Origin of the sequence: Photobacterium marinum, from assembly GCF_000331515.1 — a bacterium.
GTDB classification, from domain to species: domain Bacteria; phylum Pseudomonadota; class Gammaproteobacteria; order Enterobacterales; family Vibrionaceae; genus Photobacterium; species Photobacterium marinum.
Genome location: NZ_AMZO01000004.1, coordinates 85,154 through 102,227 on the forward strand (window position 1 = coordinate 85,154; position 17,074 = coordinate 102,227).

General features: G+C 48.7%; 11 protein-coding genes. 5 read left to right on the forward strand and 6 right to left on the reverse strand.

What is annotated here, in order from left to right:
- Positions 1 to 210: 210 nt before the first annotated feature.
- Entirely contained in the window at positions 211 to 855 is a 645-nt protein-coding gene (locus C942_RS04520) for a response regulator transcription factor (protein ID WP_007462968.1), read from the reverse strand.
- A 200-nt stretch (positions 856 to 1,055) separates the two neighbouring features.
- Between C942_RS04520 and C942_RS04525 the strand changes: the two genes are divergently transcribed.
- Positions 1,056 to 2,216, forward strand: a complete 1,161-nt coding sequence (locus C942_RS04525; protein WP_007462969.1) for a GGDEF domain-containing protein — start codon at positions 1,056 to 1,058, stop codon at positions 2,214 to 2,216.
- Positions 2,217 to 2,292: 76 nt separating this feature from the next.
- Here C942_RS04525 and C942_RS04530 read toward each other — a convergent pair whose 3' ends face one another.
- The 4 genes from C942_RS04530 to aspA form a co-directional block, all read right to left on the reverse strand.
- On the reverse strand, positions 2,293 to 4,149 hold the full coding sequence (locus C942_RS04530; protein WP_007462971.1) for a protein-disulfide reductase DsbD: 1,857 nt from the start codon (positions 4,147 to 4,149) through the stop codon (positions 2,293 to 2,295).
- Positions 4,150 to 4,274: 125 nt separating this feature from the next.
- Positions 4,275 to 5,171 carry a LysR family transcriptional regulator gene (locus C942_RS04535; protein ID WP_036798790.1) on the reverse strand — a complete coding sequence of 299 codons (897 nt, stop codon included), beginning with the start codon at positions 5,169 to 5,171 and terminating at the stop codon, positions 4,275 to 4,277.
- A gap of 555 nt (positions 5,172 to 5,726) precedes the next feature.
- Complete coding sequence (locus tag C942_RS04540; RefSeq protein ID WP_007462974.1) at positions 5,727 to 7,028, reverse strand: anaerobic C4-dicarboxylate transporter; 1,302 nt, start codon at positions 7,026 to 7,028, stop codon at positions 5,727 to 5,729.
- A gap of 121 nt (positions 7,029 to 7,149) precedes the next feature.
- A complete protein-coding gene (gene aspA / locus C942_RS04545) occupies positions 7,150 to 8,610 on the reverse strand; it encodes an aspartate ammonia-lyase (protein WP_007462976.1) in 1,461 nt (486 codons plus the stop codon).
- A 466-nt stretch (positions 8,611 to 9,076) separates the two neighbouring features.
- Between aspA and C942_RS04550 the strand changes: the two genes are divergently transcribed.
- The gene (locus C942_RS04550) at positions 9,077 to 9,610 is read left to right on the forward strand and encodes an FxsA family protein (protein ID WP_007462978.1); all 534 of its coding nucleotides are present in this window, start codon (positions 9,077 to 9,079) and stop codon (positions 9,608 to 9,610) included.
- Positions 9,611 to 9,716: 106 nt separating this feature from the next.
- Here C942_RS04550 and C942_RS04555 read toward each other — a convergent pair whose 3' ends face one another.
- On the reverse strand, positions 9,717 to 11,084 hold the full coding sequence (locus C942_RS04555; protein WP_007462980.1) for an MATE family efflux transporter: 1,368 nt from the start codon (positions 11,082 to 11,084) through the stop codon (positions 9,717 to 9,719).
- A gap of 208 nt (positions 11,085 to 11,292) precedes the next feature.
- Here C942_RS04555 and C942_RS04560 point away from each other — a divergent pair, with 208 nt between their 5' ends.
- The 3 genes from C942_RS04560 (at position 11,293) to ltrA (ending at position 15,989) form a co-directional block, all read left to right on the forward strand.
- Positions 11,293 to 11,583, forward strand: a complete 291-nt coding sequence (locus tag C942_RS04560; RefSeq protein ID WP_007462982.1) for a co-chaperone GroES — start codon at positions 11,293 to 11,295, stop codon at positions 11,581 to 11,583.
- A 41-nt stretch (positions 11,584 to 11,624) separates the two neighbouring features.
- Entirely contained in the window at positions 11,625 to 13,271 is a 1,647-nt protein-coding gene (gene groL, locus C942_RS04565; protein ID WP_007462984.1) for a chaperonin GroEL, read from the forward strand.
- A 1,023-nt stretch (positions 13,272 to 14,294) separates the two neighbouring features.
- Complete coding sequence (ltrA, locus tag C942_RS04570; protein ID WP_007462986.1) at positions 14,295 to 15,989, forward strand: group II intron reverse transcriptase/maturase; 1,695 nt, start codon at positions 14,295 to 14,297, stop codon at positions 15,987 to 15,989.
- Positions 15,990 to 17,074 lie beyond the last annotated feature (1,085 nt).

The window sequence follows — 17,074 nt, forward strand, 5'->3', positions numbered from 1 at the left end:
TAAGTTAAGAAATTGTTACCAAGAGACAATAGCAACGATTCTGAAAGCTAACCGTGCAACTTTAGTCGAGAGAAATACGGAAAAATCGCCGTAATGACGGCGATTTTGTGAATTGGGTGGAGGTTTGGGTGTGTTATGAAAAGGTTGTTTTAGCCAAAAGTCTAACGCATCAGATAGAAATCCCGGATTCCGATGAGCAGGTTGTTTTGGTTACGGATGGCTTAAGTCCATCTGTTGCAGCAATATCACTGCCTGGGTGCGGTTTTTAACCCCTAATTTGCGGAAGATCGCAGTCATATGCGCCTTGATAGTGGCTTCGGAGACATTCAGCTCATACGCTATCTGCTTATTGAGCAGACCGTCAGAGAGCATACACAGTACCTTGTATTGTTGTGGGGTCAGGGCTGCGATGCGTTCGGCCAGCGCATTGATTTCGTCATTATCCTCCCCTTCGCCAAGTCCTTCCGGGAAATAAGGTTCGCCTTCGAGCACCTGATTCAGGGCCGCAATTAAAGCACGCATGTCACTGGATTTGGGGATAAAACCGAAGGCACCGTGACTGCGTACCTGACGAATAATACTTGGCTCTTCACTGGCAGAGATAACAACGATAGGAAGATCCGGATATTGGCTGCGCAGTTGAATAAGGCCGGACATGCCGTTTGCGCCGGGCATTTTCAAATCGAGCAGTAGCAGGTCAACATCAGGCTCTTTTTCAAGCAGGGCAAGCAGAGTATCGAGAGAACCTGCTTCCAGCAGATTGGCCCCGCTGATTGCCATATGCACAGACTGAAACAGTGCATTACGGAAGAGCGGGTGATCATCGGCAATAACAATAGTGTACTGAGCGTCCATGTGCAGTTACTTCTGTTTGTTTTTGTTGTACTTAATAAACAACGCTATCACCGGAAATTAGTCTGATCAATTTGGTTGCCTCCAAGATCGGAGCTGGATCAGCTCTTGTTCTCACTTATTACTGTGGCTGAGATATTATTAAGTAATTGAACAAATGAGTCGCTTGCTATGATACGTCAAACCAATATTGGGAACAGGGAATGATCCATCATATCGATTCAAGAAGTAACGGGCAGGGATACCTTGAACAGCAGAAGTTCGATCGCCAGTTACAGGGCTGGAAGCTGATCACTGCGACATCTGTATTACTGTTAGGATTGATAGCCATTGAGTTGTTCTGGGGGCAGCCGACAATAGATAGTTCGGTGAAGTCTTCCTTCAGCGGTGTTGTTGCGGTGTTGGGGGTGGGGGCGCTGGCTCTTTGGACTGTAGTGCAGATTATTACGTTCAGGGTTCGTTGGCAGATAGTGTCACTGGCGTTGGCCGGATTGCTGGGCATCGGTTGGGCTGTGCTGTTTCCGTTGCTGTTGCATGATACATACTTCACCACCCTCTATGTTTATGGTGACTTGTTTATTTTCCTGTCGGTGGTGGCATTTTTCAGTTACCGCCCGGCCGTGTATCTGGCAGCATTGCCGGTATTAGCCTCGTTTCTTTTTACTAGAGTATCATCAGAGCTGGATCATGAGGCGATTTCTTTTCTGAGCCTGACCAGCCGTTTGCTGATTGTGATAGTGATCAGGGAGTGCCTGTATCACTGGTTCCATTCTTCAGTGCTGCATGAGTTTGAAGAGAAGCGCTTGCGTAAGGAGCTGGCGTCTGTGTCTCTGGTTGATCCGATAACTGGATTGCAGAATAATCGCCATTTTGAGCTGATGTTGGACAGGGAAATAATGGCAGCCCGTCGCCACAATAGCGAGATGACAGTGATGGTGGTGAGTATTGAGCCTTTGCGACTCTATACGATGACTTGTGGCTATAATGCCTATGAAGATCTACTGAAGCGGGTTGCAAAAGGCTTGCGTCGCGGGGTTTATCGACCGCGGGATTTCATTTCTCGAGTTGGCAGTGATGAGTTCGCTGTGCTGCTGCCTGATACTGATTTGAGTGGGGCAAAAGTTGTCGCGGAGCGGATTCAGCGCCATGTTCACCGTTGTTGTGACAATCTTGTGAAACTTGATTTGGAAGAACCGGTCTGTGTGATGATTTCAATACTGGAGTGGGCACCGAGTTGCAATGTTAATCGTATGAGTAAATCTATGCATGATGCGATTAATGAGCTGCGTGAGCAGTATGAAGAGAGCGACGAAAAGGGAGATATTGTCGCACGCTATGAATTGCTGCAGGGTTTGCGGGAATAGAGTTGTATTCAGCCGTTCGTTGATATGAATGAAAAAGGAGCACACAGTGCTCCTTTTTCGTTGTATTCGGTTTATATCAGTTAACCAGCTGGTGGTTTTCCAGGTGGTCGATGAACGGCCTGGCCTCCATAAAGCCGGTTAGGCGGGCGCGACTGTTACGGTTACCTTCAGCATCCCAGAAATCCAGCGTCGGCAGGCCGAGCACATCCATCTCTTTGAGCATTTCAATATCAGCCGGTGAGCTGTTAGTCACATCAGCTTGCAGCAGGATAAATTGCTCAAGCCTTGGTGCTACAGCCGGGTCATGGAAGGTGTATTTTTCGAACTCTTTACAGGCCACACACCAGTCGGCATAGAAGTCGAGCATGACTGGTTTGCCCTGTGCTTTGGCTTCAGCCAGTGCCAGGTTGAGATCATCAATGGTGGTTACGCGTTCAAATTCAACCTTCATTTCCTGTTGCTGCGCCGCTGTTGTTGCCTCACCGGCGATGAACTGGTACATCGGCTGGACCGAGATAAACAGGCCGACAATCGCAATCACCGCCAGCGTACTGCTGCGCCATGATACCGATAGGGTATTTTTGACATGGTAGAGCCAGCCGAATGCGGCAACACCCAGCGCAGACCACAGGTAAGGCACAACGTTGTGCGGCAGGATGCGCTCAAGCAGGAATACAGGCACGGCCAGCAGGATAAATCCAAAGAAGACCTTCACATGTACCATCCAGTTACCGGCCTTCGGCAGTAATTTGTTGCCGAACATAGCGGCCAGGATCAGCGGGATACCCATACCCAGTGCTAAGGCGTAAAGCGCAACGGCACCGGTCAGCAGGTCGCCGCTCTGGGCAACATAAATAAGCGCCCCGGACAGTGGTGCTGTCGTACATGGAGAACACACCAGGCCGGAAATGGCGCCCATGATGAACACGCTGCCGGTGTTGCCGCCTTCCTGGCGGTTGCTCAGGGTGCTGAGCCAGGTCTGGACGCTGCTTGGCAGTTGCAGGGTGTAGGCACCGAACATAGAAAGCGCCAGCAGGACAAACATTACACTCAGGCCAATCAATACGTAAGGATGTTGCAGGGCAGCCTGGAACTGCATACCGGCAGAAGCGACAACCAGCCCCAGCAGGGTGTAGGTCAATGCCATCCCCTGAACATAGGTAAATGACAGGCGGAAAGTTCTGCCGTGGCTGAGCTGCCCGCCGCCCAGAACGATACCGGTCAGGATTGGGTACATCGGCAGAACACACGGAGTAAAGGCGAGGCCAATCCCTAGTGCCAGGAAGACCAACGGAGTCCACCATTGTTCGGCAAGATCGCTGGCCAGCTGATCTTGTTGGGTCGCAGGTGTGATGACTGTGCTTGCTGATGTTTGAATGTCAGTACTTACTTCCGTCTTATCGCTTAATGCAGAGGTGGTTGCTGAACCCGGAGGTGTTACATCTTTGGCTGTCATTACCGCCGTTAACGGTACCTGGCGAATTTCCGGCGGATAGCAGAAACCGGCTTTGGCACAGCCCTGGTAACGAACTGTCAGCACTGAGCTGTTGTCGGCTTCAAGCAGCGGAACCGAGACGGTCAGTGGCTCGGTGTAGATATTGACGTCCCCGAAGAACTCATCTTTGTATGGTTGCCCGGCTGGAATGTCGGGCGTGCCGATTTTGGCATTATCTGAGCTGACAGATAGCTGGTGCTGGTACAGGTAGTAGCCGGGCTTGATCTGCCAGTCGAGGTAAACCACATTACCCTGCTGGCTGAAGTTGAAAGGAAAGGCCTCATCAACGGCGACAAACTGTGTCTCGCTGCTGCTGTTGAAACCAAAGGAAAACTCGGCCCGGACTGGCAGACTGGCGATAGTGGCCAGTAAGATCCCTAACAGCGCGATAAGGGTGGAAAATCGGGATAACCCGTAGTGCTTTGTCAATCTCATCATTAAAGTCAGACTCGTATACAGAACGTCCCTGCAGGTACAGTGAGGATATTATTACTATACCCCCTCAGACCGTGTTAATCAGTGTTTGGTTTCATCGACCTTGAAATCTGTTGCCAAGCTTACCGTTAAAAGCCTGCCAGCGCATCACGCATAAAGTCGGTAAAGCAGCGGATATGAGCCGGAATGTAGCCAAGTCGCTGATACAACATGTAGATAGGGCGGGGCGGTGAACACCAGTCGTCCATCAGGGTTGTCAGCCGTTGTTGCTGACAGTCATCGGCAACAACATAGTTAGGCAGGCTGGCAATTCCCAGCCCGTCGATGGCTGCCTGTTTGATGCTGTTAAGATCGGCGATCGCCATTCTGACGGGGGAGTTAACCCAGATGGTTTCCAGCTGGTGGTTTTCATCCTTGCATGTAAGTGCCCACTCAAACTCCGGGACGCTTGCCAGGCGGGCATGCTGATTGAGATCGTTAGGATGTGATGGTGCGCCATGTTGTGCTAGGTAATCCGGAGAGGCGACCAGAATTCGTTGCGACTGGCCGATTTTGGCGGCAGCAAAGCTGGAGTCCGGTTGCCGGCCGACACGGAACACCACGTCATATTGCTCCGGGCTGTAGTCATGGTGTTGGTTTGACAGGTGGGTCAGCGATAGGGTGACTTCCGGGTACTGCGCCATAAAGCGGTTAAATAGCGGCATCAGGCGGTAAGTCAGCAGGCCGACCGGCGCAGAAATTCGCAGCGCACCGCGTGGATTGCTGTGGCTGCTGTCCTGTAGTTCGGTGGTGGCACTTTCCAGCTCTTCAATCAGAGGCTGGCAGCGATCGAAATAATTCTGTCCCAGTGGGGTTAACGAAACGTTGCGGCTGTCCCGGATTACCAGCTGGCTGCCCAGGGTATCTTCCAGCCGCTGTAACCGCCTGCTCAGGGTGGCCGGGGGAATATCTAACGCACTGGCTGCTGCCCTGAAACTTCCTTGTTGAGCAATTGCAATCAGAGTGCGCAGGTCGTCTAACTTCATACCATTTTTGCATCGCTGCATCACGCTTTTACCTCTATCACCACGCTCGCTCAATCACTACTATAGCGGCTCAGGCTTTCCTGTCTTAAGCCTGAGTCTGTAGCAAATTGAGACATAGCATCGGCCAGTTCGTTGGGATTGACGAACGAACCGGTTGAACAAATTCGATGGGAATCCGGATTTGTTCACTGTCTTCGCCTCAGGATGAGGCGGAGACATTAAATCCCCCATCTTACCTGTCTTGTTTATCCACTGCTTGTTTTATTTCCCGGTAAAACGTAACCGGATTTGTCTGTTTTTATCTTCGTCTTTCTTGTTGTGTTAGTGATTGCTTACTATGCGTTTTCCTTGCATTAGTTATGAGATGACAATTCAAGAGAGACGGTTTTTCTTGTTTTAATATTATTGCTTTGGAACTTGCATTGAGCTGAAGGTTTTGCCGAGTAGCCGTTGTTATCGCCTGTTAGGATTAAGCGTTCCAAAGGCTCGAAAAGAAGTGCCTAATAAAAAGGCCGCCCGGAGGCAGCCTTTGTATATTCGTATTGCTAGTGGCAATTACAGGAACATACCGCCAACCAAGAAGCCCAGGGCTACAGAAGTCGTGATAGTGACTACACCCGGAATAAAGAACGGGTGGTTGAATACCAGGTTACCGATACGGGTAGAGCCGGTTTCATCCATCTCAACCGCAGCCAGCAGGGTTGGGTAAGTAGGCAGTACGAACAGCGCACTTACTGCTGCGAAAGACGCAATAGCTGTTAGCGGAGCTACGCCGATAGCCAGTGCCGCAGGCATCAGAGCAGTGGTTGTTGCGCCCTGTGAGTACAGCAGCATAGAAGCAAAGAACAGGGTTACTGCCAGCATCCATGGGTACTGAGCCAGAATCTCACCGGCAAATTCTTTGATTTCTGCAATGTGGCCAGATACGAAAGTATCACCCAGCCATGCCACACCAAGTACACACACACAAGCGCTCATACCAGACTTGAATGTCGGTGCGTTGGCAATTTTCGATGCGTCAATCTTAGTGAAGGTGACGATAGCCATTGCCGCTGTCAGCATGAATACCATGATAGCGTCGTTACGGCCCAGTGCCGGATCTTCGATAACACCAACCGCTTTTGAAATCATGGTTGCGTAAGCAACAACAGCGATGATAGCGATAATGAAGATATAAGTGGCTTTTTTCGCTGTCGGCAGGATATCACGCTTGGTTGCGCCCTGGATTTTGATCAGACCTTTTGCCAGGTGATCTTGGTAAACCGGATCATCTTTTAGCTCACAGCCGATAAAGTTAGACACAAATGCACCGGCCATACACGCAATGAAGGTAGTAGGGATACAGATAGCCAACAGAGTTAGGTAGCCCACTCCGAGCGGTTCGAGAATGCCAGAGAAGAATACAACCGCTGCGGAGATAGGCGATGCGGTAATTGCAATCTGTGAAGCCACAACTGCAATTGATAGTGGGCGGGAAGGGCGAACGCCTTGCTCTTTGGCAACTTCTGCAATTACCGGCAGGGTCGAGAAGGCTGTGTGGCCTGTACCTGCAAGCAGAGTCATGAAGTAAGTTACCATCGGTGCGTAGAAGGTGATGCGTTTAGGGTTCTTACGCAGGAATTTTTCTGCCAGATCAACCAGCCAGTCCATACCGCCGGCAACCTGCATGGCTGCGATTGCGGTAATTACCGACATGATGATCAGGATAACGTCTACAGGAATATTACCTGCATCCATTCCCAGACCTAGAGAAAGCACCAACACACCAGCACCGCCGGCAAAACCAATACCGATACCGCCGATTCTTGCGCCCAGATAAATGAACGCGAGAACGACAAATAGTTCTACACCAATCATGAGATTGTCCTGTCTTAGTAAAATAAAAAATAAATAAAAAAAGGGGGAAATCTGTAGCAAAAAATGGCGGATCCTCGTCCTGAAAATCCGCCTTGTATTAAATTAACTCGCTAATGCGTTATTAGTTGTAACGCTTCGCTTTGTACTCTGGGTGCATCAGGTTATCAACAGAGAAGATGTCGTCCAGTTGTTCTTCAGTCAGCAGACCGCGCTCAAGAACTACTTCACGTACGCTCTTACCTGTTTCGGCACAAATCTTACCTACGATGTCACCTTCGTGGTGGCCGATGAACGGGTTAAGGTAAGTTACGATACCGATTGAGTTGAACACGAAGTTTTCACAAACTTCTTTGTTTACTGTGATGCCATCAATGCACTTGTCACGCAGGTTGATTGCAGCGTTCTTCAGCAGCTCGATAGATTCGAATACTGCCTGACCGATAACTGGTTCCATAACGTTTAGCTGAAGCTGACCTGCTTCTGCTGCGAAAGTAACCGTGGTGTCGTTACCGATAACCTTGAAGCAAACCTGGTTAACCACTTCTGGGATTACTGGGTTTACTTTAGCTGGCATGATAGAAGAACCAGCCTGCATTTCAGGTAGGTTGATTTCGTTCAGACCGGCACGTGGACCTGAAGAAAGAAGACGCAGGTCGTTGCTGATCTTAGATAGCTTAACAGCGGTACGCTTAAGAGCACCGTGAACCATTACGTAAGCACCACAGTCAGATGTTGCTTCGATCAGGTCTTCAGCTGGTACACAAGGTAGGCCAGTTACTTCAGCCAGACGCTGAACAGCCAGTTCCTGGTAGCCAGTTGCTGCGTTCAGACCAGTACCGATAGCTGTTGCACCCAGGTTAACTTCAAGCAGAAGCTGAGCTGTGTGACGAAGGTTTTTGATTTCTTCTTTAACCAGTACGCCGAATGCGTGGAATTCCTGGCCAACAGTCATAGGTACAGCGTCCTGAAGCTGGGTACGGCCCATTTTCAGTACGTCGCCGAATTCTTCGCCTTTCGCGTCGAATGCTGCTTTCAGGTACTCAAGTGCTTCCAGCATGTTCATGATGCTGTTGTAAACAGCAACACGGAAACCTGTTGGGTAGGCACAGTTAGTAGACTGAGATTTGTTTACGTGGTCGTTAGGGTTAACGATGTCGTATTCGCCTTTTTCTTTGCCCATCAGTTCCAGAGCAAGGTTAGCGATAACTTCGTTAGAGTTCATGTTTACTGATGTACCGGCACCGCCCTGGAAAACGTCTGACGGGAACTGATCCATGCACTTACCTGTTTCAAGGATCTGGTCACACGCTTTGATGATGTATTCACCTACATCAGAAGGGATAGCGCCCAGCTCTTTGTTCGCCATTGCCGCCGCTTTTTTGGTGAAAACCATACCGCGAACGAATTCTGGAACGTCAGAGATAGTTTTATTGGAGATGTTGAAGTTTTCTACTGCACGAAGAGTATGAATACCCCAGTATGCTTCAGCTGGGACGTGGCGTTCACCAAGAAGATCTTCTTCAATGCGGGTTGCAACATTAGTAGTTGTTTCTTTTTTTTCTAGATCAATCATCTGAGACATAACGTAGCCTTAAAGTGGAATCTGCTATAAAAAAACAAATGTTGAGCCAATCTGAAAGAACAGAGTCCATTCCGTAGAGATTTTGGCTAGATGATCGTACCTGACACCTTTTGTCTGGGGCTGATAATACTCCCCTTTAGGGGTAAAAACATAATCAAGATCACTTTTTTAAGGTGGTTGAATACATTTGCACAAAAACGCGATCGACTTCACATTTACTGTTAATTTTCCCTTGGTGTTTTATGTTTAAAAATGACGAAATATGACAGGATGTGAAGTCCCTGTGTCATCCTTTCAGGTGCCGTTCAGCAAATTAATTATGGTTGCTTTCTGTTACACTCGCGTAGTTGAAAACTGCCGGATTGTTCCCATTATTAATAGAGATAAAGAAGGGTTATGTTTTCGGGCAAGATTATTGCCATAACGTGATTATTTGTAACAGACATCAACCGTATCGAGGTAAGTCGTGTTTCCTGTTTTGCTATTGCTTTTTATCGTTGTACCTATCATTGAAATCGCCCTGTTTGTCCAGTTGGGGGGATTTCTCGGCCTGTGGCCTACGATAGCGCTGGTATTGGTTACTGCCATTGTCGGGGCATCGCTGGTTCGCAGTCAGGGAATCGCGACGCTGATGTCGGTGCAAAGCCGCCTGCAGCAAGGCGAGCTGCCTGCCCAGCAGATTGTTGAAGGGGTGATGTTGGCCGTAGCCGGTGTGTTGCTGCTGACTCCAGGCTTTATGACGGATGCTCTCGGTATGATGGTGCTGCTGCCTGCACCACGGGCGATGTTGGCTAAGCAGCTGATGAGTAGGGTCAAGGTTCAGAATATGGGCAGCGGATTCAGTGCTGGTTTCGGCAGTCAGGGCTTCGGTAGCCAGGGGCCATTTGAACAGCAGGATGACCCGTTCCGCCAGCGTTCTTCTGAAGGTGATGTGTTCGATGGTGAATTCGAGCGTAAGGACGAACAGAAAGAGAACGATACTGATCGCAGATTGCATTAATTCATTAGTAGTCTTTTATGACTAATGTTGAATAAAAAGGCAGCCGTTTGGCTGCCTTTTCTGTTAATACTGTTAATATTTGCTGCTGGGAAATAATGGGGTAGATTCAGATCGTTTTGACCGGATTTTTGTACACATCACGCCGCATTTTGACCGCATATAAATAAGCGCCGATCCCGCTGATCATATTGGCGATGGCAATACCGACAAACAGCCCTTCCGTCCCGTCAATCTGGCTGCCCACCCAGGCTGCCGGCAGCAAAAATCCGAACAGTCGCAGCAAGTTCCAGATCAGGGAATGAATGGGTTTGTGCATAGCATTAAGCGCACTGATCAGCAGCATGCAAACAGCCTGCATACCATAGCTGAGCGGTACCACAATCAGGTAATGCCAGAGCTGCTGCTGTACCGCGGTATCTTGGCTGAACATTGACGACAACGGCCAGCTCAGAGGCACCATCATGATAAAGACCAGTAGCTGGAAGATGATGGCAAAGCGCATGGAGGTAAACAGCGCCTGGAATGCCCGGTGGTTCTGATTAGCGCCTAAGTTCTGGGCCATAAACGGCATCAGAGCTGAACCCAGTGCCATCATTACAATCACCAGAATCGATTCTATCCGCATTGCTGCACCGTAGGCGGCAACAGAAGCAGTGCCCTGAGTTGCCAGTAGCCACATCAATAGTGCGCCGGAGAGCGGGTTAAGCGCGCTGGATAACCCGGCTGGTGTACCAACCTGCAGGATTTGGCGGCAGTCTTTGTTAATCAGTGTCAGTTGCGGTCTGGCCAGCAGTTTTTCTCTTCTGATTAGAATATAGAGCGAATTGATCAGGGCGAAAGCCCAGCTGATCCCGCTGGCAATGGCAGCGCCCTGCACGCCGAGTTCGGGAAACGGCCCTAATCCAAAGATCAGTAAAGGATCCAGTACACCATTGATAAATCCGGCCAGCATCATGATCTGGGCCGGGCTTTTGGCATCCCCGGTTGCCCGGATTGCACTGTTGCCTGCCATTGGGATCACCAGCAGCGGAATGGCTAAATACCAGATCTGCATATATTGTTTGATAACGGGTAGCAGCTCAGGTGTCGCACCGAGCAGGCTAAACAGGGGTTCTATTGTGTTTAACCCCAGAATGGAGGCTGTGATCACTAGAACGACAGCGAGTAACAGGCCGTGAGTCGCCAACCTAGCGGCATCCTGGTTATTGCCGCTGCCGAGCAGACGACCAATGCTGGTTGATATCCCGACACTGACTCCCATGGTGATGCAGTTGAGGGCAAAGGTAACCGGGAAGGTGAAACTCACCGCTGCCAGCGCTTCGGTGCCCAGCAGTGAAATAAAGAAGGTGTCGACCAAGTTAAACATCAGGATCGCCACCATACCGAATACCATAGGAACGGTTAATCGGCGCAGGGCGAGGGGGATCGGAGCGGACAACAGCCCGTGTTTATCTGCCTTTCTTGCTATCGACATAGTGGTCTCAGAAGTGGGATGCCCGCTTACCCTAATGCAAAGAGTGTGATCGGGCAAAAATTCTCGGTGAATTTTTTGAAAAAAATGTCACCGGGGACTTGGGATTCGAAAAAACGTCCCAACATGTCTAGTTATCAGAAAAAGTAAGGGACACGAACCCTTACCTTTATTTATTGTATGGATTTTACCAAATCAGGAGAGACGACCGATGAACATTCGTCCTTTACATGACCGAGTTATCGTTGAGCGCCAAGAAGTTGAATCAAAATCTGCTGGCGGCATCGTTCTGACTGGTTCTGCAGCTGAAAAATCTACTCGCGGTACAGTACTGGCAGTAGGTAAAGGCCGCATTCTGGAAAACGGCTCAGTACAGCCGCTGGACGTTAAAGTTGGTGATACTGTGATCTTTGCTGAAGGCTACGGCACTAAGACTGAAAAGATCGACGGTAAAGAAGTCCTGATCATGTCTGAAAACGACATCATGGCTATCGTTGAATAATCCGATCACTTCAAATTAAAAATTAAGAAAGGAAGACTGACATGGCTGCTAAAGACGTTAAATTTGGTAACGATGCACGAATCAAAATGCTGGAAGGTGTAAACGTTCTGGCTGACGCAGTAAAAGTAACACTGGGCCCTAAAGGCCGTAACGTAGTACTGGACAAATCTTTCGGTGCTCCGACTATCACTAAAGATGGTGTTTCTGTAGCGCGTGAAATCGAACTGGAAGACAAGTTCCAGAACATGGGCGCACAGATGGTTAAAGAAGTGGCGTCTCAGGCTAACGATGCTGCTGGTGACGGTACAACTACTGCAACAGTACTTGCTCAGGCTATCGTAAACGAAGGTCTGAAAGCAGTTGCTGCTGGCATGAACCCAATGGACCTGAAGCGCGGTATCGACAAAGCAGTTGTTGCTGCTGTTGAAGAACTGAAAGCACTGTCTGTTCCATGTGAAGACACTAAAGCTATCGCACAGGTTGGTACTATCTCTGCAAACTCTGATGCGACTGTAGGTAACATCATTGCAGAAGCAATGGAAAAAGTAGGCCGCGACGGTGTTATCACTGTTGAAGAAGGTCAGGCTCTGCAAGACGAGCTGGACGTAGTTGAAGGTATGCAGTTCGACCGCGGTTACCTGTCTCCATACTTCATCAACAACCAGGAAGCGGGTGCGGTTGATCTGGAAAACCCGTTCATCCTGCTGATTGACAAGAAAGTATCTAACATCCGTGAACTGCTACCAGCTCTTGAAGCAGTAGCGAAAGCATCTCGCCCTCTTCTGATCATCGCTGAAGATGTTGAAGGCGAAGCGCTGGCAACACTGGTTGTGAACAACATGCGCGGTATCGTGAAAGTAGCTGCTGTGAAAGCACCTGGTTTCGGTGACCGTCGTAAAGCAATGCTTCAGGACATCGCGGTACTGACTGCTGGTACTGTAATTTCTGAAGAAGTTGGCCTGGAGCTGGAAAAAGTTCAGCTTGAAGATATGGGTCAGGCGAAGCGTGTAACAATCACTAAAGAAAACACCACTATCATCGACGGTATTGGTGAAGAAGCGATGATTCAGGGCCGTGTAGCTCAGATCCGTCAGCAGATTGAAGAAGCGACTTCAGACTACGACAAAGAAAAACTTCAGGAGCGCGTTGCTAAACTGGCAGGCGGTGTTGCAGTAATCAAAGTTGGTGCAGCAACTGAAGTTGAAATGAAAGAGAAGAAAGACCGCGTAGAAGACGCACTTCACGCAACTCGCGCAGCCGTTGAAGAAGGTGTTGTCGCTGGTGGTGGTGTTGCTCTTATCCGTGCTGCTTCTAAGATTGTTGATCTGCAGGGTGACAACGAAGAGCAGAACGTAGGTATCCGCGTTGCTCTGCGTGCGATGGAAGCACCTATCCGTCAAATCACTCGAAACGCTGGTGATGAAGAATCTGTTGTTGCTAACAACGTTCGTGCAGGCGAAGCTAACTACGGTTACAACGCTGCTACTGGCGAGTACGGCGACATGATCGAGATGGGTATCCTTGACCCAACTAAAGTAACTCGTTCTGCTATCCAGTTCGCAGCATCTGTTGCTGGCCTGATGATCACTACAGAAGCGATGGTTACAGACCTGCCACAGAAAGACGCTCCTGCAATGCCTGATATGGGCGGCATGGGTGGTATGGGTGGTATGGGCGGCATGATGTGATGCGACGAGAGTCGTGGAGGTCGCTAGCCTCGCGGGTCACAGCCGTAGTGAGCACTAACCTATAACGGTTAGGGTTCACTACCCACTCTCGCAAAATTAGTAGTCGAAATCCGTTGGTCGGATCGCACAATCCGATCAACGGCATTCCTCGCATGGAATGTTCGCCTGATCGTATCTGCTGCGATCAGCTTAGAAAAAGGCGCGTAAGCTGCCTGTCACCAGTCATATCTAGGATAGCCACATTGTGCTAATGGCAAAACGGCGGTTCGCCTGCCGACACAACGCCAATCCGTCATATTGCTGTACAAGCATGACCATCAGGATTCATTACTGAAGCGTCCTCCGGGCGTAAGCTATTGTAATTATTGTCTCGACAAAGAAGCTTGCTTCTTTGTAGTGAGACCAGTTATGCGACTAACTGTAGTCTAGGGATAGTGCGATGCGGGTAACTGCATGGTGCGGAGCTTCCTGACAATGTACCCCTGCGCAAGCGGTGCTTTAATCCGTGAGGATGGCATAGCTGACTAACAATAAGTCGGCTGGGGGCTAGGCTAAACAGCATGGTTAACGTACGTGAACTGTTGATAAACACCGTCAGCCGCAATGAGCGAAATATTGTTGATACGCTCTAACCAAAAGGTACGTGGTCGGTTATTCCCCTTACATCTGGGAATACGTCGTCATGACACCACCGGTGGATAGACAGAACCTTAGTTGTTTATGTAATTACAATGGAACTCGGTAAGCCCGACTATCCGCCTTTGACATCCGTCTAAGGCAGGCAATCCGCAAGGAGCGCTGTTGGGTAAGCGGGTAAGGGAGGTTGGAAAAAGCGAATGCCGGACTGTAACGGTCCGGATAGGGATTCAAACTTTGTCCTAACCAGAAATGGTGCAGACTTCCAACTGGTCTTTAATCGTGTGAAAACATGTAAAGTCATCTGAAAAATTAGCCCAAATGGGGATTAGCTATCCCCGTATGGGGTAATGGCTTTTCTTCATGAAGGCTATGGAGGAAAGCAAGATGAGTACGGCAACTACGCCACTATTACCTGCATCCTCCCACTATGCGGAGCAATGGCACAGTATCAACTGGGAGCTGATGTATCGTTCGGTGAGAGGGCTACAGGTAAGGATCGCGAAGGCAACGAAAAAGTCTGACTGGCGACAGGTTAAAAGACTGCAACGCATGTTAACTCGTTCGTTTGCTGCCAAGGTGATTGCTATCAGGCGAGTCACCGAAAACAGAGGGAAAAAAACGCCGGGTGTTGACGGGGAAACCTGGAGTACACCTGTGAAGAAGTGGGAAGCGATAGGACAATTGAAGCGTAAGGGCTACAAGCCCAAACCGCTCAAGAGGGTCTACATTCCCAAAGCCAACGGCAAACGCAGGCCGCTGGGTATACCGACCATGCGCGATAGAGCAATGCAGGCACTGTACCTGTTAGCTATAGAGCCTGTGTCGGAAACCACGGCGGATCGCAACAGCTATGGCTTTCGCCCGAACCGTTCTTGCGCTGATGCTATCGAACAATGCTTCGTGAACCTCAGTCGTAAGGCAAGTGCCCAATGGGTACTTGAAGGCGACATCAAAGGGTGTTTTGACCACATTAGCCACGACTGGCTTATCGGCAACATCCCTATGGATAAAGCGGTACTAAGGAAATGGCTAAAAGCCGGGTTCATGGAATCCGGAAAATGGAACCTGACGGATGCTGGTACTCCTCAAGGGGGAATAATTTCCCCTGTACTAGCAAACATGGTCTTGGATGGCTTGGAGGCGGTGCTCGAATCTCACTTCGGGAGGAAGAACACCAAAGCCAGCTATAAAACCAAGGTCAACTATGTGCGCTATGCAGATGATTTTATCATCACTGGTATCTCGAAAGAGCTATTGGAAAAGGAAGTACTGCCACTTGTGAAAGCCTTTATGGCCGAGCGAGGGCTGGAACTTTCCGATGAGAAAACACTAATCACACACATAGAACAAGGGTTTGATTTTCTGGGGCAGAATTTACGCAAGTACAACGGCAAGATGTTAATCAAGCCGTCTGGCAAAAACGTAAAGGTATTTCTGCGAAGCATTCGGGACTACCTCAATAGCCACAAAACGGCACCAGCAGCGGCGGTTATCGCCAAGCTGAACCCGATGATCCGAGGGTGGTGTAACTACCATCGTTGGATATGTGCTAGTGAGACGTTCAAGTATGTGGATTACCGGATCTGGAAAATGTTATGGCAGTGGTGCCGTCGAATCCATTCCAATCGCCGTAAACGCTGGATTAAAGAGAAATACTTTAAAACAGTCGGTGAAAGGAACTGGGTATTCAGCGCACCAAAACTGAAAGGGGAAGATGGCCACTATCGCTTGCTGAGTGCAACGAGAGTGAAAATCGACAAGCATGTAAAAATTCGGGCAACAGCGAATTGTTACCTACCGGAAGACGAGCAATATTTTGAGCGTCTGAAGATGCAAAGGTTGAAGAAATCTTTGGCGGGGAATATGAAGTTGTGGAAGATTGTCGAGAGACAGAACTTCAAGTGTGCGGTGTGCCACCAGCAGTTTCACTCACAAGATGATTGGGATATTCACCATATTGTCCAGCGGGTGAACGGTGGCTCTGACAACAGCTCGAATTTGATGATGTTGCATGTTAACTGTCATCGGCTGCTTCATAATAGGAAAGAAGGGGAGTCCTTCGACTCCCTTAATTCTTAAATGAAGAATGCTCCCATATGTAAAATCATAAGGAGTACTGCTGGTGATATGTTTATCTGAATGCTAATAGACATAAGCCCTCACGTCTTTGATTTATTGCTTGATGAATTTAGCTAGCTTAACGAATCAAAGGGAGGGGCGGGACAACAAAAAAATGTTGTTTGCATTCGTTGCTGGTTCATACGTAAGTGTGGACTTATAAAGGCTTGAGCCGTATGCGGGGAAACTCGCTTGTACGGTTCTTAGGGGGCGGCGGCGCAGTAATGCGCTGCTGCTACCCGACATAGCTGCTTTATCTCGTCGCAGAATAGCTCGATAGCGGCGTCGAAAATGCTCATTTATGCTGTATAAACTGCGCGTTTTCTTCTTGCTCTCAACCTATTCTGCTTAGAGATAAACCACCAATTGATATTGGTAGAAAACGGAGGCTGCGGCCTCCGTTTTTTTATCTTCATTTTTTATCTGCATTTCAGAAGTAAGAAGAAATAATATTCGTCTTTGATTAGAGGAAATTCATCCTGCCGCACCTCGCACCTCGCACCTCGCACCTCGCACCTCGCACCTCGCACCTCGCACAAAACAGTTCACACAAAACAGTTCACACGGTAAATTTCTCAAAAAGCTGTACGCCAGGAAAAACATTTTAAAAACAGTGCGTTATGTTTAAATTTGTCGTGCTGGTAACGTGGGTGTGAAATGGCTCATCTTTTTGGTGTTCAGTAAAGGGAAAGCTGTACATTGTTGGTGCCCTCCTCGGAAATATCTTGTGCAGAGTTTACAAGGAAAAAAGCCTGAAAAGCTGCACATAAAAATAATCCAATAAAATCATGATCTTAAATTTGATTGACAGCCTTTTGGATAGTGGTTGTAATATTGCTCGCCTTTTCGCTGTCAAAGGAGTGAAAAGGTGTACAGAATTGCTTTAAGAAGAGTTAGATTTGATGATCTGACTTTATCAGGAAAAAAGCAGAGAAAGCTGTACATGTTTTTAATTGTTTAAAATCAGTGTGTTAAGTGCTTTTCTAAGGCTTTTGATTATGGTGGTCATTTCGCTCAGCGAAAAGCTGATTTTCACGTGTGAAGCT